At 40.9% G+C, this 13394-nt stretch carries 13 protein-coding genes and 1 other annotated feature; of the genes, 10 read left to right on the top strand and 3 right to left on the bottom strand.

Features of this window, described 5'->3' with window-relative positions:
- Positions 1 to 29 precede the first annotated feature (29 nt).
- Together FFR60_RS11385 and proB are read right to left on the bottom strand one after the other, a co-directional pair.
- Complete coding sequence (locus tag FFR60_RS11385; RefSeq protein ID WP_137664256.1) at positions 30 to 1280, bottom strand: glutamate-5-semialdehyde dehydrogenase; 1251 nt, start codon at positions 1278 to 1280, stop codon at positions 30 to 32.
- A complete protein-coding gene (proB, locus tag FFR60_RS11380) occupies positions 1273 to 2082 on the bottom strand; it encodes a glutamate 5-kinase (RefSeq protein ID WP_088931812.1) in 810 nt (269 codons plus the stop codon). Before proB ends, FFR60_RS11385 begins: the two co-directional genes overlap by 8 nt.
- Positions 2083 to 2384: 302 nt before the next feature.
- Here proB and FFR60_RS11375 point away from each other — a divergent pair, with 302 nt between their 5' ends.
- The 9 genes from FFR60_RS11375 (at position 2385) to FFR60_RS11335 (ending at position 11897) form a co-directional block, all read left to right on the top strand.
- Positions 2385 to 2603, top strand: coding sequence for a YneF family protein (locus FFR60_RS11375; RefSeq protein ID WP_010740033.1), 219 nt, complete (start codon positions 2385 to 2387; stop codon positions 2601 to 2603).
- A gap of 224 nt (positions 2604 to 2827) precedes the next feature.
- Complete coding sequence (gene trxB, locus FFR60_RS11370; RefSeq protein WP_088931813.1) at positions 2828 to 3742, top strand: thioredoxin-disulfide reductase; 915 nt, start codon at positions 2828 to 2830, stop codon at positions 3740 to 3742.
- 182 nt (positions 3743 to 3924) lie between these two features.
- A complete protein-coding gene (locus FFR60_RS11365) occupies positions 3925 to 5649 on the top strand; it encodes a phospho-sugar mutase (protein ID WP_137664255.1) in 1725 nt (574 codons plus the stop codon).
- 18 nt (positions 5650 to 5667) lie between these two features.
- Positions 5668 to 5955: an ArsR/SmtB family transcription factor gene (locus FFR60_RS11360; RefSeq protein WP_088931815.1), complete on the top strand. Its 288-nt coding sequence runs from the start codon at positions 5668 to 5670 to the stop codon at positions 5953 to 5955.
- A gap of 127 nt (positions 5956 to 6082) precedes the next feature.
- Positions 6083 to 7372 (top strand): homoserine dehydrogenase, encoded by a 1290-nt coding sequence (locus tag FFR60_RS11355; RefSeq protein ID WP_137664254.1) that lies wholly within the window; start codon positions 6083 to 6085, stop codon positions 7370 to 7372.
- A 2-nt stretch (positions 7373 to 7374) separates the two neighbouring features.
- Positions 7375 to 8433 carry a threonine synthase gene (thrC, locus tag FFR60_RS11350; RefSeq protein WP_088931817.1) on the top strand — a complete coding sequence of 353 codons (1059 nt, stop codon included), beginning with the start codon at positions 7375 to 7377 and terminating at the stop codon, positions 8431 to 8433.
- Positions 8430 to 9293 carry a homoserine kinase gene (gene thrB / locus FFR60_RS11345; RefSeq protein ID WP_088931818.1) on the top strand — a complete coding sequence of 288 codons (864 nt, stop codon included), beginning with the start codon at positions 8430 to 8432 and terminating at the stop codon, positions 9291 to 9293. The genes thrC and thrB overlap by 4 nt, the downstream gene beginning before the upstream one ends.
- Positions 9290 to 9506 (top strand) — a binding site (T-box leader). It overlaps the preceding gene by 4 nt.
- Positions 9507 to 9692: 186 nt before the next feature.
- A complete protein-coding gene (locus FFR60_RS11340; protein WP_137664253.1) occupies positions 9693 to 10964 on the top strand; it encodes an O-acetylhomoserine aminocarboxypropyltransferase/cysteine synthase family protein in 1272 nt (423 codons plus the stop codon).
- 3 nt (positions 10965 to 10967) lie between these two features.
- Positions 10968 to 11897, top strand: coding sequence for a homoserine O-succinyltransferase (locus tag FFR60_RS11335; protein ID WP_137664252.1), 930 nt, complete (start codon positions 10968 to 10970; stop codon positions 11895 to 11897).
- Between the two features lie 2 nt (positions 11898 to 11899).
- On the opposite strand, the gene FFR60_RS11330 is transcribed toward FFR60_RS11335, so the two are convergent.
- Positions 11900 to 12754 (bottom strand): pyruvate, water dikinase regulatory protein, encoded by an 855-nt coding sequence (locus FFR60_RS11330; protein ID WP_088931821.1) that lies wholly within the window; start codon positions 12752 to 12754, stop codon positions 11900 to 11902.
- A gap of 86 nt (positions 12755 to 12840) precedes the next feature.
- On the opposite strand from FFR60_RS11330, the gene FFR60_RS11325 reads away from it, so the two are divergent.
- Positions 12841 to 13278 carry a Fur family transcriptional regulator gene (locus FFR60_RS11325; RefSeq protein ID WP_088931822.1) on the top strand — a complete coding sequence of 146 codons (438 nt, stop codon included), beginning with the start codon at positions 12841 to 12843 and terminating at the stop codon, positions 13276 to 13278.
- Positions 13279 to 13394 lie beyond the last annotated feature (116 nt).

The following is a 13394-nucleotide window of genomic DNA, read 5'->3' as shown; positions in this document are numbered from 1 at the left end:
GCCCATTTCTAGCGGCATGTGCTTTTGATTTATTCTCGAATTTGACCGTCACCGTAAATGATGTATTTACTAGAAGTTAAATGCTCTAAACCCATTGGGCCGCGAGCATGCAGTTTTTGTGTAGAGATACCAATCTCGGCACCAAAGCCAAATTTAAACCCATCGGTAAAACGAGTAGAGGCATTGATATATACCGCCGCCGCATCGACTTCTTTTAAGAATTTCTGTCCATTAGGATAACTGTCAGTCACAATGGCTTCTGAATGCTTTGAGTTGTAGTGATTGATATGTTCAATCGCATCATCTATGGAAGCAACAACTTTGATCGCTAACACATAATCTAGAAATTCAGTTGCCCAGTCATCTTCAGCAGCTAAGTCCGCCTGCTCTAAATAAGCCAAAGCCTTTGAATCCGCCCGCAAGCTAACCTCATGAGAAGCCAATGCCTTTTCAATCATCGGCAGAAATTCAGATGCGATGTCTTCATGGACCAGCAGAGTTTCGATCGCATTACATACCGAGGGACGCTGTGCCTTTGCGTTGATAACGATATCGCGGGCCATATCTAATTGAGCCGTACTATCAACATAGACGTGATTGTTCCCGGTCCCTGTTTCGATTACTGGAACAGTGGCAGTGTTTTTGACACGTTGGATCAAACCCGCACCGCCGCGAGGAATCAAGACGTCTAAAAAGTCATTTAAGCACATCATCTCGTTTGCCACATCATGAGAAGTATCATTAACAAATTGGATCATTGCTGAATTTAACTCGTTATTTCGCAATGTTCGCTGCATAAGCTCTACCAGTGCTTGATTGGAATAGAAGGCTTCTTTACCGCCGCGCAGTATTACGGCATTTCCTGATTTAAAACATAAGCTAGCGGCATCTGTAGTCACATTTGGACGTGATTCAAAGATTATTCCGATCACACCCAATGGTACACGTTGTTGACCAATCATTAGTTGATCTTCGGTCTGCCACATTTTTTCTACTACCCCGATTGGATCAGCCAGTGCGGCCACTTGTCGAATTCCTTCAGCCATCTCTTGAATTCTTTCATCGGTTAAACGTAAACGATCAATTAACGGCTCTGGAATACCATTTTCCTTCGCTTGATTCAAATCACGTCGATTTGCCGTTAATATCGTTTTGGCATTATCTTCTAAATCTTGCGCCATCTGCATCAAGCAGTCATTTTTTCGAGCTGTTTCAAGCTGACTCAGTTGTTGAGCGGCTTTTTTACTTTGTTGACCTAAAGTGTTCATTAAGTTATTCATGGCTGCCCTCCTTGAATAAAGTTCCTACTTCTGCGCCAGATAGGATATCAAAAATTATTCTGGGAGGTTTTCCATTGGCTAAGACCATGGCACTTTTTGCATCTAATATTCTTTGAGCAGCCTTTAACTTACTGACCATTCCACCAGTACCGAAGCGACTGCCTTCACCGCCAGCTTGGTCCATTAAGGTTTGATTGATGGTTGAAATAGTCGAGTAGAGAATTGCTTGTTTATTTTTTGACGGATTGTCAGAATAAAAGCCGTCAATATCACTTAACATAATCAGTAAATCGGCATCCATCAATTGTGCGACGATGGCAGATAATTCATCATTATCGCCGAACTTTCGCGTATGATCCATTTCGTCGACAGCCACTGTGTCATTTTCGTTTATTATAGGAAGAATCCCCATTGAAATAAGCTGCTCTAATGTATTGATTACATTCTTGCGGCTTTCTGGAAAATCTACCACATCGCGCGTTAACAAAACTTGGGCGGTTTGTTGACTATATCCTAAAAACCGCTGATTATAGATATGCATCAGCTCTGATTGTCCGACCGCAGCAACGGCCTGCTGCACAGGGATTTCTTGTGGACGTTCGGGGATATGAAGCTTGTCCATGCCCACACCGATCGCGCCGGAAGAGACTAATATTATTTCTTTGCCTTGATTACGAAGGTCGGTTAAAACAAATGCTAATTGATCAATACCATCCAAATTGATCTTTCCAGTTGGATGAATCAAAGAACTCGTTCCGATCTTCACCACGATCCGATTGACGGATCTCAAAAAATTTCTCATGCCTACACCTCTTCACTTAGCCACCAGCGAGGAAGATATTGTTTTGCATTTTAGCATATTCTAATCAATATTTCATCATTTATTTAAAATTAATTGAAAATTTTTTGATAATTTCCTGAACTTGCGACAGCACAGCTTTTCCTATCATTTAACTGAACTTAAAGAAAAGAAATACCTCCCGCGTAATTAATAAGATTGAACTAAAATTTCATACCCAGATTTGAAGTTTCTTAAAACAGCTTTTCTTTTGAGGTATCTTTTAGTAAAATATATGAGAATGTGTCAGGAAAGGAGCGGTGAAAATGGTATCAACTGGAATCGTAGTATTGATCGCGGTAATCGCTGCACTATTAGGTGCTGTCGGCGGTTTCTTCTTAGCTCGTAAATATATGCAAGACTATTTCAAAAAGAATCCTCCAATCAACGAGGATATGTTACGTCAAATGATGATGTCGATGGGGCAAAAACCTTCAGAGAAAAAAGTTCGTCAAATGATGCAGCAAATGAAAAACCAACAATAATTTTGAAAGGACAATCGTCGCAGGATGATTGCCCTTCTTTTTTGATTTATAAAGGAAAAAAGACAGCAAGAAATATTTCAAAATCTAACGCTGCTTAATAAATTTCACTCTGCTAATCTTTGGAAAAAGCTAAGTTAGCATAGTGAAGGTTACATTTAGTAAGCAGATTTGTCGACAGAATAATTTCTTAGATGTATGGTAAAGCCGAATGGGGGAATGTCTGAATGTATGATGTAATAATTATTGGTGCGGGTCCAGCAGGGATGACCGCTGCCTTATACGCTTCACGTTCAAATTTGAAGGTACTTTTGATTGAACGCGGTGCACCGGGCGGACAAATGAACAATACCGCCGAAGTTGAAAACTATCCAGGCTTTGAATCAATTATGGGGCCGGAGCTTGCCATGAAAATGTACGACGGCGTTACAAAATTTGGTACAGAGAATGCTTATGGTATCGTTCAAGATATCAAGGATCATGGTGATTATAAAGAGGTCATCACTGAAGATAAAAGCTATCAAGCTAAAACAATCATTGTTGCAACAGGTTGTGTTCATCGTAAGTTAGGTGTTCCGGGTGAGGAATCCTTTGCCGGTCGCGGAGTATCCTATTGCGCTGTTTGTGATGGGGCCTTTTTCCGTAATAAACGTTTGATCGTTGTCGGCGGAGGCGACTCAGCAGTGGAAGAGGCGATTTATTTAACTCGTTTTGCTTCTGAGGTTGTGATCGTTCACCGTCGTGATGAATTGCGTGCGCAAAAAATTATCCAAGACCGCGCATTCGCTAATGAAAAGATTTCATTCATTTGGGACAGCGTTGTAGACGAAATTGTCGGTAATGACATGGTCGTAACCGGTGCGCAAATCCGCAATGTTAAAACTGGAGAGGTTCATCTTGAACCCGCAGATGGCGCGTTCATTTATGTTGGTTTGGAACCATTGACTGAACCCTTTAAGAAGAGCGGTATTACAAACGCTGCCGGCTGGATCGAAACCGATCATGAAATGAAGACTAAAATTCCCGGTGTTTTTGCTATTGGTGATGCACGGGAAAAAGATTTACGTCAGATTACAACGGCTGTTGGCGAAGGCGGAATCGCAGGACAACAAGTTTATAAATATATCGAAGCACAAAATTAATTTTTGGAAGAGGAAGATCAATTGCGGCTTCCTCTTTTTTCTTTCTAAAAATAAACTATTTCATTTATCAAAAAAAGATGTAAAACATTTTTTTAAACAGACAAGACACAAGTTTTCTTTGCTGAATATAACAGTAATGGTATACTTAAATGGTAAGAAAATTTTGAAAGAGGTGTTGTTTCATGTCTTGGGAACAAGTTTATGAACAGTGGATTGATTCAGATAAATTAGATGAAAAAATGCGTAAAGAATTACAAGACTTAGGCAAAGACCCAGAGTTAAAAAAAGATGCGTTTTATAAACAATTAGAATTTGGAACCGCTGGTATGCGCGGAGTTTTAGGTCCTGGTGTCAACCGGATGAACATTTTCACTATTCGTCAAGCAACAGAAGGTTTAGCTCGCTTCATGGATACACAAGATGCTGAGACAAAACGTCGTGGTGTAGCAATTGCTTATGATTCACGCCATATGTCACCTGAATTTGCGATGGAAGCAGCAAAAACTTTGGCAAAGCATGACATTCCTTCATTTGTATTTGAAAGTTTGCGTCCAACGCCGGAACTGTCTTTTGCCGTTCGTTTTGAAAATGCCTTCACTGGAATTATGATCACAGCGTCTCACAATCCCGCTGAGTACAACGGTTATAAGGTATACGGAGAAGATGGCGGACAAATGCCTCCTGAAGATGCAGATGCATTGACGAAATTTGTCCGTGCTGTGGAAAATCCGTTAGAAGTTGAAGTTTTATCTGATGAAGAAGTAAAACATAGTGATTTGATCAATATCATTGGCGATGAAGTTGATTCAAAATATTTAAAAGAAATTAAATCAGTCACCATCAATCAAGAACTGATCGATGAAATGGGCAAAGAACTAAAATTAGTTTATACACCATTACATGGTACGGGTAAAATGTTGGGCGAAAAGGCGTTGAAGCAAGCGGGCTTCGAAAAATTCGTTTTAGTTCCTGAGCAAGCGATCGCCGACCCAGATTTCTCAACTGTAAAATCACCAAATCCAGAAGAGCATTCTGCTTTTGAATATGCTATCAAGCTGGGCGAACAAGAAGGTGCAGATTTGTTGATCGCAACTGATCCGGATGCCGATCGTCTTGGTGCGGCTGTTCGTTTACCAGATGGACGTTATCAAGTATTGACCGGAAACCAAATCGGCGCCATCATGATTCGCTACATCTTAGAAGCGCATAAACAGGCAGGGACTTTACCAGCCAATGCGGTTGTTCTAAAATCGATCGTATCGAGTGAATTAGCAACAACCATCGCGGATTCTTACGATGTCAAAATGGTAGATGTATTGACCGGCTTCAAGTTTATCGCTGAAAAGATTCAGCAATATGAAGATGACAACTCACAAACTTTCATGTTCGGTTTTGAAGAAAGCTATGGTTATTTGATTAAGTCCTTCGTACGTGATAAAGACGCTATCCAAGCGTTGGTATTATTAGCCGAAGTAGCAGCATACTATAAAAAGCAAGGCAAAACATTGTATGATGGCTTGCAGGACATCTTTGAAGAATACGGTTATTATGCTGAAAAGACGATCTCTGTTACTTTAAGCGGTGCTGAAGGAGCAGAACAAATCAAAACGATTATGGGCAACTTGCGTAATGAAGCACCAAAATCGTTTGCAGATGTAGCAGTTAGTTTGACCGAAGACTTCAAAACATCGAAAGCGATGGATGCTGACGGAAATGAAAAAGCGATCGACATGCCAGCTTCAGATGTGTTGAAATATACACTAGAAGATGAAACTTGGTTAGCGATTCGACCTTCCGGCACAGAACCAAAAATCAAATTCTATATTGGCGTAAAAGGCGATTCTCACGATGCTGCCGCAGAAAAAATTGCAATGTATGAAGAAGCGATCCGTAAAATCGCCGAATAGAGTAAATGAGGGCTATAAATGAAGGAACACGAAGAATTTCAAGCGGTCAGTCAATTTTTCAAAATTTTGAGTGACCCGACACGTTTAAAAATTTTGATGTTTCTAAAAGAAGGAGAGCGCAATGTTTCATCCATCAGCGAGACATTAGCGATGGAGCAATCGGCTGTTTCTCATCAATTGAAATTATTGCGTGATAATCGATTGGTTAAGGCGCGTCGTGATGGAAAGGCGATGCTTTACAGTTTGGACGACCAGCATGTCTTGGATGTTTTAGAACAAACCTTTCGACACGTTTTACATCAATAAAAAAGGGCTTTTCCAAAATTTTTGGAAAAGCTCTTTTTTTTTACAGAAATTTTGTTATACTGAAAGCTAACTATTAGAATATGATGAAATTACTTTTAATACGAATGTAATTTACTGGAGGCGGATTATGGAAAAAGCAGTCAAGGTGGGTCTATTAGGTTTAGGTGTAGTAGGTACCGGTGTCTTAGAAATTTTGGCAGATCATCAAGAAAAAATTGAGAAAAGTATTGGCGGTCCCTTGGTTGTAACGAAAGCTTTGATTCGACCACAGGAAGATAAAAGTGCGTTGGCGGGAAAATACAATTTGGAATTAGTTACAGAGTTGGATGCTATCTTAAAAGATCCCGAGATCTCAATTGTCGTGGAGGTAATGGGGCGCATCGAGCCGGCTAAAACATTCATTAAAGAAGCGTTGATAGCAGGTAAAAATGTAGTAACCGCGAATAAAGATTTATTAGCCCAGCATGGCAGCGAGCTAGTAGATTTAGCCCGTGAGCAGCAGCGTAATTTGTATTATGAAGCTAGCGTTGCCGGCGGTATTCCAATCTTGCGAACGATTGCTAACAGTTTAGCTGCGGACGATATCACCGAAGTTTTAGGAATCGTCAACGGTACGACCAATTATATGCTGACTAAAATGGTACAAGAGCATCGTACCTATGATGAAACTTTGAAAGAAGCACAAGAACTCGGCTTTGCAGAAAGTGATCCGACAAATGATGTAGATGGCATTGATGCTGCTTATAAAATGGTCATTTTAAGTAAATTTGCTTTTGGTATGACTATCACGATGGATCAAGTTAAAATAAAAGGAATCCGCGGTTTGGCTGCAGAGGATGTTTCGCTTGCTGATCAGCTTGGCTACACTATAAAACTAATCGGCTCGACGATCAAAAAGGATGGTACGATCTCGGTAGAAGTTGGCCCAGTCTTAGTTCCGCATGAGCATCCGCTTGCTTCGATTCATAATGAAATGAATGCTGTTTTCGTTAAGAGTTCAGGTATCGGAGAATCTATGTATTATGGGCCGGGTGCTGGTGCACGACCAACAGCAACGAGTATCGTGGCAGATTTGATGACGATCGTCAATAAGATGAAAAAGAATACAGTTGGACATCGTTTTACTGGCTATACACAGCCGACCCAATTAACACCGCCAAGCGACAACATCAGTAAATATTTCTTATCGTTAGAAATGCCTGATGAACCGGGACAATTTTTGAAAATTGCAGAGATTATGACCGAAACGCAAGTTGGTTTTGAGCAAGTTGTTCAAGAAAAAGGCGATGGCGAAAGTGCACGAGTAGTATTGATCACACATGAAACATCAGAAACGAAGATAGCGACGATCCAAAAAGAAATCAAAGAGAAGACTAAATATAAATTGATATCATTGATGAAAGTGATGGGGGAATAAGCATGTACGAAGGTTTATTAAAGCAGTATAAAGAATATCTGCCAATTACAGATAAGACGCCAAATATCGCGTTAGCGGAAGGAAACACACCGTTGATTCCTTTGAAAAATTTATCAAAAGAACTAGGAATTACTTTATATGGTAAATATGAAGGCTTAAATCCAACGGGTTCTTTTAAAGATCGCGGAATGGTGATGGCAGTCGCAAAAGCTGTGGAAGATGGAGCAAAGGCCATTATTTGTGCATCGACTGGTAATACTAGTGCAGCAGCAGCAGCTTACGCAACCCGTGCTGGAATCAAAGCTTATGTCGTAATTCCTGATGGGAAAATTGCGATGGGTAAATTGGCTCAAGCGATTGCTTATGGCGCGGATATTATTTCAATTCCTGGAAACTTTGACGAAGCCTTGAAGGCTGTGCGGGACATTGCTGAAACTGAAGCAGTAGCTTTAGTGAACTCAGTTAATCCTTATCGTTTAGAAGGACAAAAAACAGCTGCCTTTGAGATTTGTGAGCAATTAGAAAAAGCGCCGGATGTTTTGGCGATCCCTGTTGGTAATGCCGGAAATATTTCTGCTTACTGGAAAGGCTTTAAAGAATGGCATGAGAAAAAGGGAACTGAGCTTCCACGCATGCACGGTTTTGAAGCAGAAGGAGCAGCGGCGATTGTAAAAGGTGAAGTTATTGAACAACCTGAAACAGTTGCAACAGCTATCCGGATCGGTAATCCAGCTAGCTGGAAATTGGCTGAAGCTGCTCGTGATGAATCGAATGGTTACATCGATTCTGTGACAGATGAAGAAATTTTAAATGCTTATCGTAAAGTTGCTGCACAAGAAGGCGTTTTTGTTGAACCTGGTTCAGCCGCTTCTCTAGCAGGAGTGATCCAACACGTGAAAAATGGTCGTATCAAACCGGGTGAAACAGTCGTAACTGTCTTTACCGGAAATGGTCTGAAGGACCCAGATACAGCAATCAACGAAACAGATATCAAGATCAATAAAATGAGTGATTTGGAGGATATGCGCCGACATTTACGTGAAGGAGTGGCGTCTCTATGAAAATCCGCGTTCCAGCAACAAGCGCCAATTTAGGTCCCGGGTTTGATTCATGCGGGATCGCGTTATCCCAGTATTTGACTATTGATATAGGACCTGAATCACGAAAGTGGGAGATCAAGCATCAGCTAGGAAGCGAGATCCCTTCAGATGAAAAAAATCTGCTGATTCAGACTGCTTTAGACTTAGCGCCTAAGTTGACTCCCCACAGAATCACGATGATCTCAGATATTCCAATCGCACGAGGTTTGGGAAGCAGTTCATCGGTTGTAGTGGCGGGCATTGAATTAGCCAACCGCTTGGGAAATCTAGGAATGACTCCGCAGCAAAAAGTGAATTACGCGACAAAAATCGAGGGACATCCAGACAATGTTGCGCCAGCAATTTGCGGCGACTTCGTGGTTGCGAGCTATAACAACAATGAAGTCAATTTTGTGAAGCATACATTTCCCGATTGTGATGTGATTGCTTTTATTCCCAATCATGAGCTATTGACGACAGAAAGCCGCGCTGTATTACCGAAGGAGCTGTCTTATCGCGATGCGGTCAAAGCCAGTTCAATTGGGAATGTGATGATTGCGGCAATTCTCAATGGTAATTTGCCTTTAGCTGGAAAAATGATGGAACGAGACATCCTGCATGAGAGTCACCGTCAGCATCTTGTTCCTCATTTGAAAAAAATTCGTGAGTTTTGTAAAGCTTATGGCGGCTACGGCAGCTTTTTAAGTGGTGCAGGACCGACTGTTTTAGTCTTAACACCGCCAGAAAATACAGAAAAGCTGGTCACAGCCTTGAAGGCTTTTGACCATGAAGCATTGATTGATGTGCTTTCAGTCGAAAAAGAAGGCGTACAAATATTTTAATTGCGTAGAAGAGAAGAGTAAGATTCATTAGACTCCACAGAGAGCTTCAGTAGCTGAAAAGAAGCAGCAGTGATGAATCAGAAGATGGTCTCAGAGCGATTGTCGTTTAGACACGGGAATGCCCGTTACAGCAGCTCGTAGCAATACGGCAAAAGATCAGTTCTGTGAAGGACTGATAAACTAAGGTGGTACCACGGAACTCCCGTCCTTTCAGATATGAAAAGACGGGAGTTTTTTGTCAGTTCTGCTTTTTTCAATGACCTTGGTTTGAGAGGCGATCATTGATTTCTATGGATAGATTAAACAAGTAATTTAGCAAAAGGATATGTGTAATAAAAATCATGTTCATTTTAAGCTTCATTTATTGACTATATTAATCAAAACTAGGAGGAAAAAAATATGGAATTTGAAACAAAATGTTTACATGCTGGTTATCAGCCGGAAAATGGAGGACCACGGGTATTGCCGATCGTTCAAAGTACGACCTATGCCTATGACTCAACAGATGAAATTGGAAAATTATTTGATTTGGAAGCGGCAGGCTATTTTTATACTCGTTTGGCAAATCCGACTACTGGTGCTGTAGAAGAAAAGATCGCGGCATTGGAAGGCGGTGTGGGGGCGTTATGCACGTCTTCAGGTCAAGCGGCAACTTTCTATGCTGTATTGAACATCTTAGAAGCGGGCGATCATCTGATTTCATCCAGCTATATTTATGGCGGGACGTATAATTTATTTGCTCATACTTTCAGAAAAATGGGGATCGAAGTAACCTTTATCGATCAAGATGCTGCAAAAGAAGAAATACTTAAAGCAGCAAAACCAAACACCAAAGCAATTTTCGGCGAAACAATCGCCAATCCAGCAGTAAAAGTATTGGACCAAGAAAAATTCTCAGCGGTAGCAAAAGAACTTGATATTCCATTTATCATTGATAACACCTTTGCCACACCCTATTTTTGTCGACCAATCGAATTCGGAGCGGACATTGTCGTTCACAGTACAACTAAGTATTTGGATGGGCATGCCGTTCAAACAGGCGGCGTAATCGTTGACTGCGGCACCTTTGATTGGAACAACGGGAAATTTCCGCAGCTTTCAGAGCCCGATGAAACGTATCATGGAATTGTTTATACCGAAAAATTCGGTCAAGCTGCTTATATCACCAAAGCTCGTGTTCAATTGATGCGCGATTTAGGAGCGACACCTTCACCGCAAAATTCTTTCTTGCTGAATCTTGGCATGGAGACACTGCCTGTTCGGATGGATCGCCATTATCAAAATGCGATGACGGTAGCGAAATTCTTAACAGAGCAAAAAGCGATCAAAAATGTTTATTATCCTGGTTTGGAAAATGATGAGAATTATGCGCTGGCACAAAAATATGTACCCAATGGCTTGTGTGGGGTAATTTCTGTTGAATTTGCAGATGGAAAAGAAACAGCCGCAAAATGGTTGGATGCTTTAGAGCTTGTTTCACTAGAGGTTCATGTGGCCGATATTCGGACGTGTGCGCTGCATCCTGCAACTTCGACTCATCGTCAATTGACCGACGAAGAATTGCAGCAGGCAGGAATCTCGCCAGGCCTTGTTCGTTTGTCGTGTGGGATTGAAAATGTGAAGGATATTCTGGCTGACCTGCAGCTAGCTTTTGACAAATTGGAGGGATAACTCATGCCGATTCGTTTAGAGCCTGATTTTCCGGCGAAATCCGTCTTGGAGTCCGAAGACATTTTTGCGATTGACAATTCTCGGGCAGAGCAACAAGATATTCGTCCATTAAAATTATTGATCTTAAATTTGATGCCGAATAAAATTGATACAGAGATTCATCTGCTGCGCTTGATCAGTCAAAGTCCGTTGCAGATTGATGTGGATTTTTTGAAGGTTGCTAGTCATGAGCATAAGAATACGAGTAAGAATCACTTAGATAAATTCTATTTGGATTTTTCACAGGTAAGAGATACTTGTTACGATGGGTTGATCATCACTGGGGCACCTGTAGAGCAGCTGGCCTTTGAAGAAGTCGATTATTGGCCGGAATTAGTAGAGATCATGGATTGGAGTCAGTCATCAGTTACCTCAGTTGTGCATATTTGTTGGGGAGCGCAAGCGGGCTTGTATCATCATTTTGGCATCGATAAGGTTCCATTCAAAGAAAAGCTGTTTGGAATCTACAAGCAGGATATCGAACATCATTTTCGACTGTTTAGAGGCTTCGATGATCGTTTTTGGATGCCTCAGTCTCGCTACACTGGAATTAATGAAGAACAGGTACGCCAGAAAAAAATCAAAGTGATTGCAAAAGATGAAAAGGAACGGTCTGCTATCTTAATCTCTGAGGATGAACATGATGTCTTTTTAATGGGACACTTTGAATATGCGACTGATACATTGGAAAAAGAATATTTGCGTGATCATGATCGGGGAATCGCTACGGCTAAACCGGAGAATTATTATGAAGACGGGAAAATCTATAATTATTGGCGGGCCCAAGCCCATCTGTTTTACCATAATTGGTTGAATGACGTTTATCAAATAACGCCTTATCGGTTAGAACGGATACGTGAATTGCAAAAAGAAAGAAGGCTGAGATCAATTTGATCTCAGCTTTCTTCTTCCATAAAGTAATAACTGTGGTCTTCCAGATCCAAAGCACTCATGATCATCGCAGCTGTTTCTTCGATTGACAGTGTTGCGACGTTGATGATCTCACAACCTAACTTATGATATAAGTCATTAGCAAATTTCAGTTCTGCTTGGATTTTATCACGGTCTGAATAGGCTGTTTCAGGATTTAATCCGTAGGCTCTCATCCGCTCTTTGCGGATACCGATCAAAACTTCTGGATCATTCGTCAAGCCGACGATTTTTTTAGGATCGATCTCAAATAATTGTTTCGGAATGTGTGCTTGTGGAATCAACGGCAAGTTGGCAACTTTTAAGTTCTTGTTGGCTAAGTATAAGCTCAATGGTGTTTTGGAGGTTCTGGAAACACCCAGCAAGACAATATCCGCCTCCAAGAAGCCGCGAGGATCTTTTCCATCGTCATACTTAACCGCAAATTCCATTGCTTTGATCCGTTTGAAATAATTCTCGTTTAAATGATGCAATGCACCACGTTCGCCTGTAGGTTCAAGATGTGCGCGTCTGCCAATCTCGCTAACGACAGGATTTAATAGGTCCATTGTGAACAGGTCTTCGTTGTCACAAAATTCTTTAGCGATTTTCGCTAACTTAGGGTTGATCAATGTATAAATGATCATGCCGTTTTCGCTCTTGGCGTCGTTTAAGGCTTTCATCAATAGTTCTTCCGTGTGTACGAAGGTCCGGCGGAAGAGACAGAATTCTACCGTAGGATACTGCGCCATCGAGGCTTGCGCCAATTTAGAAGCAGTTTCTCCAGCAGAATCGGAAATGATGAAAATAGTGACTAACTCATTCTGTTTTTCGCTATCCATAAAGTAAATCTCCCTTGCAATCAGTAATAATTTATTATACCATACTGTTTATTCGGAATCATTACACTTTGAAATGAGGGGATAACATGACGCAGACGACTTTATTAGAAAAAGCCTTGGCGAAAGTCAAAGAAAATGGCTTTAAATATACAAAAAAACGTGAAACGCTATTAGATTACTTGATCAAGTGCAATCGTTACGTTGCGGCCCGGGAAGTCTATAATTATTTAAATGACCAATTTCCTGGATTGAGCTACGACACTGTATACCGTAATCTGAGAGAATTTTGCGAAATTGGTTTGATTGAAGACACCGAACTGCAAGGAGAAATGAAATTCCGTTTTAGCTGCAGTGAGAATTTTGAACATCATCACCATTTTATTTGTACGGTTTGTGGAATGACGAAGGAAATCCATATGTGTCCAATGAACTTCTTTAAAGAACAACTGGATGGTTGTGAAATCGAGGGTCACCGTTTTGAATTGTACGGCCGCTGTGAGAAATGCCAAAAACTTCATGAATAAATTAAGAATTAAAATTCTTCAGTACCTTGACTCAAAATAGACCATTGGATATAATAACTTATGGACGGTCTTGTTGTTTGGAAGTACATTTCAATAACAAAAACGGTTACATTTCA

Source organism: Enterococcus hulanensis, assembly GCF_005405485.1.
GTDB classification, from domain to species: Bacteria; Bacillota; Bacilli; order Lactobacillales; family Enterococcaceae; genus Enterococcus_A; species Enterococcus_A hulanensis.
The sequence above is the reverse complement of the archived record's forward strand: the minus strand, read 5'-3'. Positions and strand labels throughout refer to the sequence as shown.